The organism is Acinetobacter sp. ANC 3781, from assembly GCF_004331285.1.
Lineage (GTDB): Bacteria > Pseudomonadota > Gammaproteobacteria > Pseudomonadales > Moraxellaceae > Acinetobacter.
The window spans coordinates 22,699-39,312 of the sequence record NZ_SJOH01000013.1 but is presented as its reverse complement, the minus strand read 5'-3'; the positions used below and the strand labels follow the sequence as shown (position 1 = coordinate 39,312).

Here is a 16,614-nt window from a genome sequence, read left to right as displayed (position 1 = left end):
CATGAACTCGCAAGCGAATTTTAACCCTCAAGATTTTATCGAACTTGCCTTATCACGTGGTGTGCTTAAATTTGGTGAGTTTACTTTAAAATCGGGTCGTGTGAGTCCTTATTTTTTTAATGCAGGTTTGCTCAATGATGGTGAAGCGTTAACGCTGTTGGCTTCAGGCTATGCTGACAAATTAACGACTTGTGACAATGTTGACGTGATTTTTGGTCCTGCATATAAAGGTATTCCGTTTGTCGCTGCGACTGCTGTAGCCTTATCACAAAATCATGCTGTAAGTGTACCTTGGGGTTTTAACCGTAAAGAAGCAAAAGATCACGGTGAAGGCGGCGTGTTGGTCGGTGCTTCAGTTGAAGGTAAAAAAGTCTGGATTATTGATGATGTGATTACTGCGGGTACCGCCATTCGTGAAGTGGTGACTGTACTTAAAAATGCAGGTGCGCAAATTGCCGGGGTATTGGTTGCTTTAGACCGTCAAGAAAAAGGTCAAGGCGATTTGTCTGCAATTCAGGAAGTGCAACAAGAACTGGAAATTCCAGTTCATGCACTTATTACCATGAAAGATTTGATGGACTTCCTGGAGACAAAGGGCGAGAAAGAAGCTTTAGCAAAAATGGAAGATTACCGTGTCAAATACGGCATCTGATGGTTAGATAGACTAAAAAAGGAAGCTCAATGCTTCCTTTTTTATGATTTTAAGAAAGTGATAAATTACTGAAAAGTAGAAGTAGTTAGATTTAGTCAAATATTCGTACTATTCATAATGTGGTTATCTCTAGTATTTACAAATAGTGAGATTTAATTTTTTGCTCATGTTTCAATTCGCAGAATTTAAAAAGTGTTTTAATCATTTCAAAACTTTGAGAAAGAAATTGAGAATTAGAATCAAGTATTTATTCAGAATAGTAATGAAGCAAATAAGTATTCTCGATTCTTGATAGAAGGGCACAAAATTGCGTTAAAATAAAAAATTATTTTTTAGAAATATTAAATAGAATGTTCTTTATAAAATAAATTACTATTTCATAAATTAAACAAAATGCCCGTTATAGAAAAATAAAAATACACGACTTTTCTCATATTTTTTAACTACATAATTTTATCGATTAAAAACATGAAATTTAAATTGATAAAAAAATATTAAATTAAACAATCTGTTATTTGTATTAAAAATGTTTGTTACCACAATTTAAACTTGCTTCATAAGGTTAAAACTTAATGAAATAGGTGATTTTTCTCGATGAAATAGTGTCCATCAGGTCACATTCTCATACATTTGCACAAGGAAGTTGGTATTTTTTGTGATAGATCATTTAACCATTAAAGTGATTTAATCTGCTTACACAATAACAATAAATAAATACAAAAGAGGACGTTATGTGGTACCTGGCTCTCTAATTCTTTTTATAAGCCTAGCTCATAGAAAGCAAAGGAAGAATTAGAGAGTCAATCTTTAAAAAACAGATTGTATAGCGAAATTAGTAAGAACAAGTTTATTTAATCAATAGAGCAGTTACTAATGAGTGTAGATTTTTTAAACAATTTAAATGGTAACAATGAATGAGAGAGGGAAAGTCATGACAAAAAGGTACAATAAGTTTTTATCTGCTGCTGCAGATTTTAATTTGGAAAATTCGCCATATTACTGGATCACTCAAGTGCATGCCCAATATATACAGAATGTTGATCACGCATTAAAAAAATATGGGTTAGATAATTCTCGCCGCCGTATTTTACTGGCTTTAAAATCTAAAAATAAAGCAAGCGTATCTGATTTGTCAGAAATGGTAATTTCTAAAATGTCGACGACCACTAAAATCGTTTATCGTTTAAAAGATGAAGGATTGGTAGATACCTATTGTTGTGAAGATGATGGTCGAATTACCCGGGTTTTATTAACCGAGAAAGGACAGCAAATGATCCAAAAGATTAATGACCTGAGTCACATTGTTTTGGAACAATCTTTTGATGGTTTAACTCCTTTGCAAATTGAGAAAATGTTAGAAAATCTTAAGCAAATTTTTAAAAATCTAGCCCATTAAAATAAATTTAATCAAGAAGAAGTTTAGGCTAGTTTGCTGATTTATTTGTATTTTAGGGGAGTATGCATAATCCAGTTTCACGTCAGGAAAAGAGAATATATTTTATCTAGCTTACCTTGATCGTTATGCAATGGATTTAGCATGAGAATTTTTTTCTTAGCAAGATTTCAAAATAATCAATAAGGGAACATAAAAGGATTAGCACCATATAAATTAAAAATGCTAATCCTTTATGTGAACTAATCAAATTTTTGCAACAATAATTAGAGCTTCGGCAAGTAATATAAATAATCAACACATTAGTCCATCGTAATCATTGTGCTTTTTTAGTTTTTATAAGCGTCTTATGGTGATAAGTTTTTTATATGAAAGGAGTGAGGTGTGGATGGTAAAATACTAACTTACTCAAAATCTTAGATTAGAATATTTTAATATTTTTTTGGGTTTTTTAAACAGTTATTATATTGTTGTATAAATTAATCATAAATAGCTCACTGAATACCGATTCATATATAGAACCTACTCACTTTGTTGATCACACTTCTTACAGTTCAACAACATCCCCAATTTTTCTTTACGACCTTTTTCAGTGATGACCCAAGGACGGTTTTGCCAAGGTGGATTATGTCGAACATGGTGCGCATGACCACAGACGAGATCGGCTACCCAGTGATCCTCCTCATCCAAGTGAAAACCAATAATGGCTTGTTGCATCAGCTGCTCCTGAAACTGCTTTATACAATCCTATAAAAGCTTTACCAAAATTGAGAAAAAAGAAAGATTAAACTCCGCTATACTTTTATTAATTTAAAAATACATGAGCAAAGCGATATGCGCGTACTTGTTGTGATGGACCCCATCGAAAATGTAAACCTGAAAAAAGATTCTTCTATGGCGATGCTATGGACTGCCAGCCGCCGTGGGCATGAGTTGGGTTATGCATTACAGCAAGATTTATATATCGAACACGGTAAAGCCTTCGGTTTGATCTCACCCCTGAAAGTGTTTGAAGACTATAACCATTATTATGAATTGGGCGAAAAGAAAAAAGAATCCATTGCAGATTATGACGTGATATTGATGCGTAAAGATCCGCCGTTTGACATGAACTTTGTCTATACCACTTATATTTTGGAGCAGGCAGAGCGTGAGGGTGCGTGGATTATTAACAAGCCGCAAAGCCTGCGTGACTGTAATGAAAAACTATTTGCTACGCAGTTCCCGGAACTTCAGGTGCCGACTTTGGTGACCTCAAATGAAGGTTTGATCCGTGAATTTCTGAAAGAACAGGTAGATGTGATTGTAAAACCTCTCGATGGTATGGGCGGTACAGGCATTTTCCGCTTGTATCAAGATGGGATTAATATTGGATCTACCATTGAAATGCTGACCAATAATGGTACCCAGCCAATTATGGCGCAACGTTATATTCCAGAAATTGTTGAGGGCGATAAGCGTATCTTGATGATTAATGGTGAACCCGTGCCTTACTGTTTGGCACGAATTCCGCAAAATGGCGAAGTGCGCGGCAACTTGGCCGCAGGCGGTTTGGGGCAAGCCCGTCCCTTAAGTGAAAATGACAAAGCCATTGCGGCAAAAGTCGGTCCTTATCTCAAAGAAAAAGGCTTGGTATTTGTCGGTCTGGATGTGATTGGCAATTACGTGACTGAAATTAACGTGACTAGTCCAACCTGTATCCGTGAAATTGATGATCAGTTTGGTACATCTATTGCAGATGATTTATTTAATGTTCTAGAAGCAGGGTTGAAAGCATAAATCGCATTTTCTTGAAAAAGAGTCCAAGTGGGGGCTCTTTTTTTAGGTTTTACTTATAGGGAGCAGAGAAGGACTAGGTTGATCCATTAATTAAAAAAAGAGCGCAAAATTGGATAAAAAATGCATTAAATTGTATATTTCTCGTCGATTAATAATAAAACTAGTTTAAACTTTTAAATCCTTAGAAAAAAACAATGAAGCAGTTCGTGAAAAAAAGTAAATAACCTTTCATGGCTATGCGTTTGTGATTACAATTGACCGCTTAAAATAGAATTTTGTTATCCATATTTTAGAATTGAAGAATTAGACTGTGACTGAAGCAACGCAAATAAAGCCCAAACATGTCATGATGATGGCCGCAGGTACTGGTGGACATGTTTTTCCAGCGCTCGCTGTTGCTAAAGAACTACAGCAACAAGGGGTACAGGTGTCTTGGCTTGCAACCCCAACAGGTATGGAAAATCGTCTGTTAAAAAATCATAATATTCCAATTTATCAAATTGATATTCAAGGTGTGCGTGGCAACGGTGTTGTGCGTAAATTATTGGCACCTTTGAAAATTTTAAAAGCAACCTTAAGTGCCATGCGTTATATGAAGCAGCTTAATATTGATGCTGTTGCAGGTTTTGGGGGTTATGTTGCAGGGCCGGGTGGTTTAGCTGCGCGTGCTTTAGGTATTCCTGTTATTATCCATGAGCAAAATGCGATTGCAGGTTTTACCAATACCCAGTTATCCCGTATTGCTAAAACTGTGTGTCAGGCCTTTCCTGATACTTTCGTTGCAAGTAAAAAAATTGTGACGACCGGTAATCCGGTACGCAAAGAAATTACAGAAATTTTAAATCCGTCTTGGCGTTATCAGGAACGTGAAAAGGCTGCGAAACCTTTGCAGATTTTAATTGTTGGTGGTTCCTTGGGCGCGCAAGCATTAAATGAACGTGTTCCAGAAGCATTAAAACAACTTAATATGCCGATCCAGGTATTTCATCAATGCGGTCAAAACCATCAGGATGCAACACAGGCACGTTATAGCGACGCACCTGCAACCTTGCAGGTTGAAGTGCAGCCGTTTATTGAAGATATGGCTAAGGCTTATTCAGATGCTGATTTAATTATTTGCCGTGCGGGTGCATTAACGGTCACTGAAATTGCAACTGCGGGTGTGGCTGCAGTTTTTGTTCCACTCCCAAGTGCAGTGGATGACCATCAAACTGCAAATGCCAATTTTTTGGCTGGTATCAATGCTGCGAAAATTTGTCCGCAAGCCACTATGACTGTCGATTATTTAAAAGAATTGCTAACACCACTGATGAATCGCAAACTGCTGTCAGAAATGGCAGTTAAAGCACGTCAAAAAGCACAACCCGATGCAACCCAGCATGTGGTTCGTTTAATTCAAGAATTGTAAATTAGAGTGATATATGTCTCCATCTACTCCTGCTGAGCAAGCGAAAAAGTTAATTAAAGTGCCTGAAATGCGCCGTATCAAACACATTCATTTTGTAGGAATTGGTGGTGCCGGAATGTGTGGCATCGCGGAAGTGCTCAAAAACCAGGGGTATAAAGTTTCGGGTTCAGACATCAAAGCGTCTAAAACGACTGCACAGCTTGAAGAAAACGGGATTAAAGTTTATATCGGTCATACGCCAGAAAATATTAAAGATGCCAATGTACTGGTGGTGTCTACAGCGATTGACCCGGAAAACCCGGAAATCAAAGCAGCGATTGAAACCCGTATTCCAGTGGTTCGTCGTGCTGAAATGTTGGGTGAGTTGATGCGTTACCGTCATGGTATTGCAGTGGCAGGAACCCATGGTAAAACCACAACCACAAGTCTGATCACTTGTATGTTGGCGGAAGAAAACATGGATCCAACTTATGTGATCGGTGGTTTGCTGAATCGTACCGGTGTCAATGCCGCACTCGGCGCAAGCCGTTATATCGTGGCTGAGGCGGACGAATCGGATGCAACATTCCTGCATTTACATCCGATGGCTGCAATCGTGACCAATATCGATGCCGATCATATGGATACGTATGGCGGTAGCTTCGATGTCCTCAAAGATACCTTCGTACAGTTCTTGCAAAAACTTCCATTCTATGGCTTGGCAGTGGTGTGTGGCGATGATGCCAATGTGCGCGAAATCATGCCACGCATTGGTCGTCCACTTTTAACCTATGGTTTTAATGAAGATAACGACATTCGTGCGGTTGATGTTGATCAAGACGGTATGCGCACTCACTTTACCGTATTGCGTAAAGATCGCGAGCCATTACGTGTTACCGTGAACCAACCGGGTTTACACAATGTACTGAATGCCTTGGCTGCCATTGGTGTGGCAACCGATGAAGGTGTTTCTGATGCTGCAATTTGCCGTGCATTGGAAGGCTTTAGTGGGGTAGGTCGTCGTTTCCAGGTTCAGGGTGAATTTACAATAGAAGGTGGTAACGTGACCTTGGTTGATGACTACGGTCACCATCCTAAAGAAGTGGAAGCAACCATTAAAGCTGCGCGTCAAAGCCATCCAGATCGTCGTTTGGTCATGATGTTCCAGCCACACCGCTTTAGCCGTACCCGTGACTGCTTTGATGACTTCGTAGATGTATTGTCACAAGTCGACCAATTATTATTGCTGGAAGTGTATCCTGCGGGTGAGAAACCGATTGTCGGCGCGGACAGCCGCAGCTTGGCGCGTAGTATTCGTTTACGTGGCGAGGTTGAACCAATTTTGATTGATCCGGTGGAAGGCAATTTACAAAATGCGGTGCAAAAAGTGTTACAAGCGAATGACTTGTTATTAACGCAAGGCGCAGGTAATGTGGGTGCTCTCTCGATTGAACTTGCACAAAATAAATTGTATTTAAAGTAATCACTTTATGTGATTTTGAATTTGATCGTTCAGTTATAAAGTTTAAGGATATAAACGTGGCAAATGCTTCAGAATTCGGCAAAGTTGCCGTGTTGCTTGGCGGTAAATCGGCTGAGCGCGAGGTTTCTCTAGATAGTGGTAAAGCTGTACTTGAAGCATTGGTACGCTCGGGTGTAAATGCAGAAGCTTTTGACCCGCAAGAACGTAGCGTGACTGAACTGGTCAACTATGATCGCGCATTCATTGTGTTGCACGGTCGCGGTGGAGAAGACGGTCAAATTCAAGGTGCATTAGAATGGTTAAATCTGCCTTATACCGGTACCGGTGTACAGGGTTCGGCCATTGGTATGGATAAAGTCAAAACCAAGCAGGTCTGGCAAGGTTCTGAGCTGCCTACCGCACCCTACCGTATTGTAACCAAAGATTCTGATTTGAATGCCGTGGTAGAAAGTATTGGTTTGCCATTCATTATCAAACCGGTACATGAAGGTTCAAGTATTGGTATGAGCAAAGTTGAAAAAATGGAAGACTTTGCGGTAGCGATTGAAAAAGCGACCGAACATGATGCAGTGGTGATGGCAGAAAAATGGATTAGCGGTTGTGAGTTCACGATTGTGATTCTGAATGGTCAGGCGCTTCCTGTAATTCGTCTTGAGCCGCCAAAAGATGTGGCTTTCTACGATTATGAAGCCAAATATAACCGTAACGATGTGCAGTACGGCATTCCTTGCGGTCTAAGTGAGGATGAAGAAAAACAACTTCAAGCTTTATCTTTACGTGCTTTCCAGGCCGTTGGTGCAAGCGGTTGGGGACGTATTGATGCAATGCAGGATGAACAAGGTAACTTCTGGTTGTTAGAAGTGAACACTGTTCCGGGAATGACCAGTCATTCATTGGTGCCTAAAGCTGCGAAAGCGGTGGGATATAGCTTTGATGAGCTTTGTGTGGCTATTTTGGAACAGACTTTGACAGGTGCGGCTCACTAAACCATGGCTCAACTTCCTGCTTCAATACGCCGTAAACAAGCAGCAATTACATCAATACATGACAAGCCACCGACCCGTAAGGAAAAGCTTGCGAATGCGGGTGGCTGGTTATTATTGATGATTGCACTCATGGTATTGGCTGTAGGGGTGTATGGTTTATATACAGTCATGACCGATGCACATGTCGCGGAACTCAATGTTGTAGGTACGCGTTCAGATGCAGAAAATAGCCAGGTCATGAAGCATGTTACCCCAACGGTAACGGCAAATTATTTTACCGCTGATTTAGAACAAATTCGAGATCAGGCACTAGAGTTGTCTTGGGTAGATCGCGTGGTGGTCTCGCGTGCATGGCCCAATTCAATTCGAGTACGAGTGATGCCCCGTCATCCCATTGCCCGTTGGGGAACTGGACGACTGTTGAGTGATAGTGGTGATATTTTTGCACAAGTAATTCCGCAAAATAATCAAAAACTACCTTTGCTGCACGGTCCAACGTCTCAGTCCAAAATGATGATGCGCCGCTACAATGAAATTAATCAGTTATTCCTGCCAGTCAATGCTCGTTTAAAAGAATTATATTTAACAGAACGTATGACTTGGTTTATGCAGTTTGATTCGGGTTTACGCGTCATTGTGGATCAAGATCAAACGATGAGTAAACTTCAACGCTTGAGTCATCTGGCACAAAGTGATTTAAAACCAGTTTGGTCTAAAATCTCATCAATTGACTTACGTTATAGAAATGGATTGGCGATACAATGGAAGAATTCAGCACCACCTAATATTGTAAATAGTCAGTTTGTTGTAACGATTAATGACACAAGCATTGCAGATGCAAGAATGGTAAAGCCATAATTGAGCGGCTTGATATAAAATAGAGGCTTATGGCCATAAATTAACCAAACATGTGATGATGGTACTAGATAATGAATGAAGCTGTTCCCTCGGTTGTTGCGATTGACATTGGGACACACAAAGTTTCAGTTTTGATTGGTAAGGTACATGCGCCAGACAATATCCAAGTGATAGGGATGGCAACAGCTCGTAACCGAGGCATGAATAAAGGAAAAATTGTAAGTCTCGACAAAGTCATCACTGCAATTAAAAATGCCGTACAAGAAGCAGAAGACATGGCTGAATGCCGGGTGCATTCCGCTTGGATTTCTATTCCAAGTGCAGAATTAAAAAGCTTTTATGCATCAGGTCGTACACCCATTGAAAATAGTGAACATACAATTACAACCAGTGAAGTTGTACGTGCGCTAGAGTTGGCCAAAGCCAGTCATTTGACTTCAGACCACTATTTGGTCAGTGCAGTACCTTTAGGCTTTGAATTAGATGATTCGGCAGAATGGGTACAAAATCCGATTCGCATGTCTGCCCATAGTATGATAGGACATTATCAGTTAATGATGCTGCCGATCAGTACCATGCAGAATCTGGATCGTGCGCTTAAAGGTGCCAATATTGGTGTCGAAAAAATGGTAGTGTCTTGTTTGGCAACCGCTGAAGCAAGTTTGCTCAAAGATGAAAAAGAGTATGGTGCATGTTTGGTGGATATTGGTGCAGGTACCACCAATATTGCGGTATATCTAGATGGTCGCCTTGCATTGACGCATACTTTGCAACGTGGTGGTGAGCATGTTACACGTGACATTGCTGCAGTATTACAGACGACAACGGAAGAAGCGGAACGAATCAAGTTGTTGTATGGTTGTGTTGATCTGAAAGTGGTGAAACCCGATCATATGATTCAATTCCAAGGTATTGATGGTCCACAAACTATCAGTCGTATTGAATTGGCGGAAATTATTATTGCGCGTTATGAAGAGATTCTGACTCAAGTTCATCAAGAATTACAACGTAACGGTGCAATCCATGGTTTATATCATGGTGTGGTACTGACAGGTGATGCTAGCCAAATCGAAGGAATGGTAAATCTGGCACGTCATATGTTAGGGGTTTCAGCACATTTAGGAAATCCACCCGTACAGGTATATGCTGAAGAGCAAAATCAGGCTGCTTTGCGTCGTTCGCAATATGCAACAGCTGCAGGGTTATTAATGTTTAGCCAAAGTGACACGCAAGATACCATTGTAGAATCTACAGATCCTGAAAAAATGTCTATTTTTAAGCGAGTAGGTCGAGCATGGTCGGCATTAAATAATCAGTTAAAATCGATATTTTAAGTTGAATTTATTGGGAATATTGTTAGGAAGTTGTACGTCTAACGGCTTGGACTTGACAAGCGTGTAGTTGAACAGCATCCTAAAACACAATTTTTGTTTATTAAGATCAAGGCAGTATACGGGCTTAAGTGACTGCCAATTACGAATTAGGAAATCCAAAGGTCATGGCCTCATTTGAATTTTTAGAAGATGATCAAAACGATAGCAACGGTCAAGCCCGTTTCACTGTGTTTGGTGTAGGTGGTGCTGGTGGTAATGCTGTACAACATATGCTTGAGTCAGACATTCAAGGTGTAAAATTTGTTTGTGCCAATACGGACAAGCAAGCGTTAGATCGTATGAATGCCCAATTCAAAATCCAGTTAGGCGAGCAAAGCACACGTGGTCTGGGTGCAGGTGCAAATCCGCAAGTGGGTCAAACTGCTGCTGAAGAAAGCCGTGAAATCATCCGCCAACACCTTGAAGGTACAGACATGGTGTTTGTTACTGCCGGTATGGGTGGCGGTACAGGTACCGGCGCTGCGCCTGTGGTTGCGGAAATTGCCAAAGAAATGGGTATTTTGACAGTTGGTGTAGTGACGACTCCATTTAACTTTGAAGGGAAACGTCGTCAACAATCTGCTGAAAAAGGTATTGAAGCTTTAGAAGCGCATGTGGATTCTTTAATCATTATTCCTAACCAGCGTCTGCTTAAAGTATTCCGCGATATTTCAATGAAAGACGCGTACAAAAAAGCAGATGACGTATTGCTCAATGCAGTACGTAGTATCTTTGATCTGGTGGTTCGCCCAGGTCACATCAACCTTGACTTCGCCGATTTGAAAACTGCAATGAGTACGCGTGGCTATGCCATGATGGGTGTGGGTTCAGGACGTGGTGAAACACGTGCGCGTCAAGCTGCTGAACAAGCGATTCGCAGTCCACTGCTTGATAACGTAACGATTATGAATGCTAAAGGCATTTTGATTAACGTGACTGGTGGTGATGATGTGACTTTCGGTGAAATTGAAGAAATTACCGACGTAGTCAATCAAATTGTCGATTTAGATGAAGGTCAAGTATTCTACGGAACTGTATTTGATCCAGATGCGCGCGATGAACTTAGCGTAACTGTAATTGCAACGGGTTTAACCCGTAATTCGGCAGATGCAACTGAGACAGTCAAACGTCCAGTATCTCAGTCTGCAACTCGTCCGGCAAATCATGCTGCTCATGCTGTCGTGGAAGATGATGATGTACCGGCTATTCAGCGTCAAAATAATGATGCTGGTACAACGCCTGCGCCTGCTGTAGGGGCTGCACGCCCAACACCAATGAGTATTCAAGATTACTTGAAAAATCAGCAACGTAAATAAACTCATAGTCTCAGTTTTTAGTTCTAGTTTTAGAAAAGGTCGTAGCAATACGACCTTTTTGTTTTTTATCAATAGCTAAATATGCTAACGTATATCGGTTTTATGAGCAGATGATAGAAAAATGTTGAAACAGCGAACCCTAAAACGTATCGTGAAAGCGAGCGGTATCGGTCTTCATAGTGGGCAAAAAGTCTTGATTAACTTTGTGCCGCACCATGTTGATGGGGGGATTGTGTTTCGACGTATTGATTTAGATCCGCCAGTGGATATTCAAGCGAATGCCATGCTGATTCAAGAGGCATTTATGTGCTCGAACTTAGTTCAAGAAAATGCCAAAGTAGGGACGATTGAACATGTAATGAGCGCCATCGCTGGCTTGGGAATTGATAATCTAATCATTGAAGTTTCTGCTTCTGAAGTTCCCATTATGGACGGTAGTGCAGGTCCATTCATTTATTTGTTGATGCAAGGCGGCCTTGCAGAACAGAATGCTCCGAAAAAATTCATCAAAATTTTAAAACCGGTTAAAGCCTTGATAGAGGATAAACGTGCTGTCTTTCATCCGCATCAAGGTTTTCAACTCAATTTCACTATCGATTTCGATCATCCTGCATTTAAAAAAGAATACCAGTCTGCAACCATTGATTTTTCAACCGAAACTTTTGTCTATGAAGTGAGTGGAGCACGTACCTTTGGTTTTATGAAAGATTTAGACTATCTGAAAGCCAATAATTTAGCGTTAGGCGCGAGTTTAGAAAATGCAATTGGAGTGGATGACACAGGCGTGGTAAATGAAGAGGGTTTACGTTTCTCAGATGAATTCGTACGCCACAAAATTTTAGATGCGGTGGGTGATTTATACTTGCTGGGGCATCAAATTATTGCAAAGTTTGATGGTTATAAGTCAGGACATGCATTAAATAATCAATTATTACGTAATGTTAAAAGTGATCCGAGTAGTTACGAAATTGTAACATTTGATGACGAAACGCAATGTCCCATTCCTTATGTGAGTGTGACATAAGTCATTGTCTTTTAATGTATGCGTTATACTATAACAAATTTGATTGTTAAACAGTTCACAGAATTTTCGACTTAATTCAAGGACATCAAAGTGTCGGTTACTTTTTATTGCTTGCCAAACGTAGCATTGCTTGGCTAAGCTTAGGGTCGCTCACAAAGTCAGCAGCACCACGAATTAAATCTTGGGTATCTGGACTAAGGGATCTGGTCAGGGACTCAGGCTTGCGTAGTGGTTGGGTTGGAATTCTTAAGCGAACTTGCAGTTTCTGCAAATCTTTAAATTCAACCAACTGTAACAATTGAGCAATATATTGCTTTTGAAGATATGCCAGTTGACTAATCATGGCTTGATTTACACCGGTAATCGTCAAAATGCCATTTTCATAACATACAACTTGCCATTGCTCTGGTTGGGGCAATATCGGTTGAATAAGTTTTGTAAGTTTCTGCCATGCAGCAACTTGTGTAGAGAGAAACGTAAAGTTTCCTGTTTTTAAGTGTTTTCTTGTTTGTTGAAAGAGCTTAACCGGTTCAGACATACATTGTTCCTACATATTTGTGTCTTAATCTTATGCGCTCCTTTCAGTAGATATCAAGGAAGAGATCACGCAAGGACATTAACTAAGAACAGTTAAAAGAGGTTTTTTATGCATACGAGACGTATTTTATTAGCGTTTTCATTGGCAGCGTCTGCCGCATCTGTAGCGTTCGCTGATTTGGTAGAGCTCAATTCTAACGATGGATCAACAGATCGTATTGAACAATTGACCCGTACCTTAGCTCAAGGTTCTTACGCAGAATCAAATGATATTGATATTCCTGCTGAAACTAGAATGAGCGTTAAATTACGTGAAAAAACTGTTGAATTGAACAATGAATCGCTTGCAAAAAAATACGGTTCAAGCACCTCAAAAAGTTATTCTAACAATCCTTACTCGTGGTTGGTAGCTCATCCGCTGCCTGATATGAAACGCGTAAGCTCATCTTATGGTGGTCGTACCATGGGTGGCCGTGCTGAAAATCATTCAGGTTTAGATCTTTCTGCACCAAGTGGTACTGCTATTTATGCAACAGGTCCAGGTGTAGTAACAAAATCTGGTTGGGGCACCGGTTATGGTCAATACGTTGAAATTAACCATGGTAATGGCTATTTAACCCGTTACGCGCATGCATCTCGTTTAATTGCTCGTGTTGGTGATCAGGTACAAGCAGGTGAACATATTGCCAATGTAGGCTGTACTGGTCGTTGTACCGGTCCACACTTACATTATGAAGTAGTCAAAGATGGTCAGCGTAAAAATCCGTCAGCTTATTTAGCAATGTTGCCATAACACTAAGTATGACAAATTCTAAAACTTATTCTGTCAGTTTTAATTTAAAGAGTTGTAACGATAGTTAAAGAGTGTGGTAATTCATTTAAAGAGTAGAGTAAAAAAGCTGCTAAAACTTTTAAATTTGATAATATCATTGCACCAAATACTTATTGTATAGAAAACCGCCTTTATTGGCGGTTTTTTGTTTTATTGCGTAAAGAATAGTCAATAGGTATTTATTATATAAATAATAGTGCTATTCCGTATTCAGCTGTGACAATAACTGAAGTTACCTAAAGTATGTTACATATAGAGAATATAAATAGGCTCAATGAATAGGTGGAATATGGCGTTTTATGGCGATACTGACGCGCAAGAAACCCAAGAATGGCAAGATGCTTTTGACTCGGTTCTACAACACATGGGAACGGAGCGAGCGGCATTTTTACTCGAAAAACTTTACCAACGCGCAATTGCTACTCATGTTCCCATTCAGCGTCTAAATACTCCTTACCGCAATACCATTTCTGTTGAAGAGCAACCTGCAATGCCGGGTGATCAGGATATGGAGCGCAGAATTCGCGCTTTAATCCGCTGGAATGCATTGGCTATGGTACTTCGTGCGAATAAGACCGGGGACGATTTAGGTGGTCACTTGGCCAGCTTTGCCTCTTCTGCAACACTATATGATGTGGGCTTTAACCATTTTTTTCGTGCCAATAGTGATCACTTTGGCGGCGACATGATCTATTACCAAGGTCACTGTGCACCAGGTATTTATGCCCGCTCTTTCTTGGAAGGCCGTTTAACTGAAGATCATTTAAATAATTTCCGTCGTGAAGTTGGCGGTATCGGCCTGCCAAGTTATCCGCATCCTTACTTGATGCCAGATTATTGGCAGTTCCCGACAGTATCTATGGGCTTGGGTCCAATTATGTCGATTTATCAAGCACACATTCAAAAGTATTTGATGAATCGTGGCTTGATTAAGGAAGAAGACCGCAAGGTTTGGGCCTATTTGGGCGATGGTGAAATGGATGAGCCTGAAAGCTTGGGGGCAATTTCACTAGCAGGTCGTGAAAAGCTTGATAACCTGATTTGGGTGGTGAACTGTAACTTGCAACGTCTGGATGGACCAGTGCGTGGTAACGGCAAGATTATTCAGGAACTTGAATCTTTATTCCGTGGTGCAGGCTGGCGTGTCATTAAAGTGGTTTGGGGGCGTCATTGGGATCCGCTGTTGGATAAAGATACTACCGGTGCACTTCAGGCAGTGATGGAAGAAGCCGTCGATGGTGATTTCCAGCGTTATCAAGTGAAGGGTGGCGCATATGCGCGTGAAAAGTTCTTTGGCAAATATCCGGAAGCCAAAGAGCTGGTCAAAGACTTAAGTGACGAAGATATTGATAATCTGAACCGTGGTGGTCACGACCCATACAAAGTATTTGCAGCCTATGCCGAAGCATGTACAGCCAAAGGTCAGCCAACGGTGATCCTGGCGAAAACCGTAAAAGGTTATGGTTTGTCTGAGGAAATCGAAGCAGTCAACAAAACCCACCAAATCAAGAAAATGCAAATCAATTCTTTGAAATACGTGCGTGACCGTTTCAATCTTCCTTTCACGGATGAACAGCTTGAGGAAGTACCTTTCTACCGTCCAAGTGAAAATTCCCCTGAATTGAAATACATGAAGGCGCGCCGTGAAGCATTAGGCGGTTATCTGCCTGCACGTCGTAAAGAAAGTGAACAATTGGCGATTCCTGAGTTATCTGTATTTGATTCGGTCTTAGCCGGTTCAAACGGTAAAGAACAATCGACCACCATGGTGATGGTACGTTTAATCTCTTCTCTTCTTAAAGAGAAAGCGATTAAAGACCGCGTTGTGCCGATCGTTCCAGATGAAGCACGTACCTTTGGTTTAGAAGGGATGTTCCGTCAGCTCGGTATTTATGCTGCGCATGGTCAAAAATATACGCCTGAAGACCAAGAGCAGCTGATGCATTACCGTGAAGCTAAAGACGGACACATGCTACAAGAAGGGATTAACGAAGCGGGTGCAATGAGTGCATGGGCGGCGTTGGGAACCAGTTATTCAACCAATAACTTGCCTATGATTCCAATGTACATGTACTACTCGATGTTCGGTTTCCAACGTATAGGTGATATTGCATGGGCAGCAGGCGATGCACAGGCACAAGGCTTCTTGCTGGGTGCAACCGCAGGTCGTACAACGCTCAACGGTGAAGGTTTACAACACCAAGATGGTCATTCACATATCTTGGCCAATACTATTCCAAACTGTGTCTCTTATGACCCGTGTTTCGGTTATGAGTTGGCTGTGATTGTACATGACGGTTTACAGCGTATGTATGTGAATCAAGAGCGCGTGTTCTACTACCTTACCGTAATGAATGAGAATTACGAGCATCCTGAAATGCCAAAAGGTGCTGAAGAAGGCATCAAGCGTGGGATGTACTTACTCGAAGAAGATGAGAAAGCCACTGTTCAGTTATTAGGTTCAGGTGTGATCCTGCGTGAAGTGATCAAGGCGGCGAAAATCCTTCGTGAGGAATACCAAATTCACTCGAATGTCTACAGCGTCACCAGCTTCAATGAACTTGCCCGTAACGGTATGGCATGTGAAGAATACAACCGCCTGCACCCACTGGCTGAAGATGTGAAAGAAGCATGGGTATCGAAACAGTTACGCGGTACCGAAGGTATTGTGGTGTCTGCAACAGATCATATGCGTGCTTACAGTGAACAGATCCGTGGTTATCTTCCAGACAACCGTCCATTTGTAGCATTGGGTACTGACGGTTATGGTCGTTCGGATACACGAGGTAACTTGCGTAGCTACTTCGGTGTAGATGCTGCTCACATTGTGGTTGCAACATTGAAGAAACTGGCTGATGAAGGTGAAGTTGATGCACGTTTGGTTAAAGATGCCATCTCTAGCTTTGAGCTGGATACAGACCGTCCAGTAGCTTGGGCTCCTCAAGTAACACCATCTGTACTTCCTGTTGCTGACTATAAAGAGGAGAAATAAGT

At 41.0% G+C, this 16,614-nt stretch carries 14 protein-coding genes; 12 read left to right on the top strand and 2 right to left on the bottom strand.

All coding sequences use genetic code 11. The features are described 5' to 3' along the window. The first annotated feature begins 1 nt into the window (after position 1). Positions 2-652: an orotate phosphoribosyltransferase gene (gene pyrE / locus E0H89_RS10560; protein WP_131216851.1), complete on the top strand. Its 651-nt coding sequence runs from the start codon at positions 2-4 to the stop codon at positions 650-652. Positions 653-1,583: 931 nt separating this feature from the next. Further along, complete coding sequence (locus E0H89_RS10555) at positions 1,584-2,048, top strand: MarR family winged helix-turn-helix transcriptional regulator (protein WP_131216849.1); 465 nt, start codon at positions 1,584-1,586, stop codon at positions 2,046-2,048. A 519-nt stretch (positions 2,049-2,567) separates the two neighbouring features. Here the strand turns inward: E0H89_RS10555 and E0H89_RS10550 are convergent. Beyond that, positions 2,568-2,762: a DUF3565 domain-containing protein gene (locus tag E0H89_RS10550; protein ID WP_131216847.1), complete on the bottom strand. Its 195-nt coding sequence runs from the start codon at positions 2,760-2,762 to the stop codon at positions 2,568-2,570. A gap of 117 nt (positions 2,763-2,879) precedes the next feature. Here E0H89_RS10550 and gshB point away from each other — a divergent pair, with 117 nt between their 5' ends. The 8 genes from gshB to lpxC all read left to right on the top strand — a co-directional run bounded on the left by gshB (position 2,880) and on the right by lpxC (position 12,251). Continuing rightward, complete coding sequence (gene gshB, locus E0H89_RS10545) at positions 2,880-3,824, top strand: glutathione synthase (RefSeq protein ID WP_131216845.1); 945 nt, start codon at positions 2,880-2,882, stop codon at positions 3,822-3,824. Between the two features lie 310 nt (positions 3,825-4,134). Then, positions 4,135-5,232 carry an undecaprenyldiphospho-muramoylpentapeptide beta-N-acetylglucosaminyltransferase gene (gene murG / locus E0H89_RS10540; protein WP_131216843.1) on the top strand — a complete coding sequence of 366 codons (1,098 nt, stop codon included), beginning with the start codon at positions 4,135-4,137 and terminating at the stop codon, positions 5,230-5,232. A gap of 13 nt (positions 5,233-5,245) precedes the next feature. Further along, positions 5,246-6,694 (top strand): UDP-N-acetylmuramate--L-alanine ligase, encoded by a 1,449-nt coding sequence (gene murC / locus E0H89_RS10535; protein WP_131216841.1) that lies wholly within the window; start codon positions 5,246-5,248, stop codon positions 6,692-6,694. Positions 6,695-6,750: 56 nt separating this feature from the next. Further along, a complete protein-coding gene (locus E0H89_RS10530; protein ID WP_131216839.1) occupies positions 6,751-7,680 on the top strand; it encodes a D-alanine--D-alanine ligase in 930 nt (309 codons plus the stop codon). Positions 7,681-7,683: 3 nt separating this feature from the next. Beyond that, a complete protein-coding gene (locus E0H89_RS10525; RefSeq protein WP_131216837.1) occupies positions 7,684-8,538 on the top strand; it encodes a cell division protein FtsQ/DivIB in 855 nt (284 codons plus the stop codon). Between the two features lie 71 nt (positions 8,539-8,609). Next, the gene (gene ftsA, locus E0H89_RS10520) at positions 8,610-9,872 is read left to right on the top strand and encodes a cell division protein FtsA (protein WP_131216835.1); all 1,263 of its coding nucleotides are present in this window, start codon (positions 8,610-8,612) and stop codon (positions 9,870-9,872) included. A gap of 164 nt (positions 9,873-10,036) precedes the next feature. Further along, positions 10,037-11,227 (top strand): cell division protein FtsZ, encoded by a 1,191-nt coding sequence (gene ftsZ / locus E0H89_RS10515; protein ID WP_131216833.1) that lies wholly within the window; start codon positions 10,037-10,039, stop codon positions 11,225-11,227. Between the two features lie 121 nt (positions 11,228-11,348). Beyond that, positions 11,349-12,251, top strand: coding sequence for a UDP-3-O-acyl-N-acetylglucosamine deacetylase (lpxC, locus tag E0H89_RS10510; protein WP_131216832.1), 903 nt, complete (start codon positions 11,349-11,351; stop codon positions 12,249-12,251). A 97-nt stretch (positions 12,252-12,348) separates the two neighbouring features. Here the strand turns inward: lpxC and E0H89_RS10505 are convergent, their stop codons facing one another. Then, positions 12,349-12,789 (bottom strand): DciA family protein, encoded by a 441-nt coding sequence (locus E0H89_RS10505; RefSeq protein WP_131216830.1) that lies wholly within the window; start codon positions 12,787-12,789, stop codon positions 12,349-12,351. A gap of 108 nt (positions 12,790-12,897) precedes the next feature. On the opposite strand from E0H89_RS10505, the gene E0H89_RS10500 reads away from it, so the two are divergent. Then, positions 12,898-13,581, top strand: a complete 684-nt coding sequence (locus E0H89_RS10500; protein WP_131216828.1) for a M23 family metallopeptidase — start codon at positions 12,898-12,900, stop codon at positions 13,579-13,581. Between the two features lie 328 nt (positions 13,582-13,909). Continuing rightward, positions 13,910-16,612 (top strand): pyruvate dehydrogenase (acetyl-transferring), homodimeric type, encoded by a 2,703-nt coding sequence (gene aceE / locus E0H89_RS10495; protein WP_131216826.1) that lies wholly within the window; start codon positions 13,910-13,912, stop codon positions 16,610-16,612. Positions 16,613-16,614 lie beyond the last annotated feature (2 nt).

What these genes read in the sequence shown, in the direction of transcription:
- pyrE (WP_131216851.1), top strand. Translation starts at nt 2, where the DNA reads ATGAACTCGCAAGCGAATTTTAACCCTCAAGATTTTATCGAACTTGCC.
- E0H89_RS10555 (WP_131216849.1), top strand. Translation starts at nt 1,584, where the DNA reads ATGACAAAAAGGTACAATAAGTTTTTATCTGCTGCTGCAGATTTTAAT.
- E0H89_RS10550 (WP_131216847.1), bottom strand. Translation starts at nt 2,762, where the DNA reads ATGCAACAAGCCATTATTGGTTTTCACTTGGATGAGGAGGATCACTGG.
- gshB (WP_131216845.1), top strand. Translation starts at nt 2,880, where the DNA reads ATGCGCGTACTTGTTGTGATGGACCCCATCGAAAATGTAAACCTGAAA.
- murC (WP_131216841.1), top strand. Translation starts at nt 5,246, where the DNA reads ATGTCTCCATCTACTCCTGCTGAGCAAGCGAAAAAGTTAATTAAAGTG.
- E0H89_RS10525 (WP_131216837.1), top strand. Translation starts at nt 7,684, where the DNA reads ATGGCTCAACTTCCTGCTTCAATACGCCGTAAACAAGCAGCAATTACA.
- ftsA (WP_131216835.1), top strand. Translation starts at nt 8,610, where the DNA reads ATGAATGAAGCTGTTCCCTCGGTTGTTGCGATTGACATTGGGACACAC.
- ftsZ (WP_131216833.1), top strand. Translation starts at nt 10,037, where the DNA reads ATGGCCTCATTTGAATTTTTAGAAGATGATCAAAACGATAGCAACGGT.
- lpxC (WP_131216832.1), top strand. Translation starts at nt 11,349, where the DNA reads ATGTTGAAACAGCGAACCCTAAAACGTATCGTGAAAGCGAGCGGTATC.
- E0H89_RS10505 (WP_131216830.1), bottom strand. Translation starts at nt 12,789, where the DNA reads ATGTCTGAACCGGTTAAGCTCTTTCAACAAACAAGAAAACACTTAAAA.
- E0H89_RS10500 (WP_131216828.1), top strand. Translation starts at nt 12,898, where the DNA reads ATGCATACGAGACGTATTTTATTAGCGTTTTCATTGGCAGCGTCTGCC.
- aceE (WP_131216826.1), top strand. Translation starts at nt 13,910, where the DNA reads ATGGCGTTTTATGGCGATACTGACGCGCAAGAAACCCAAGAATGGCAA.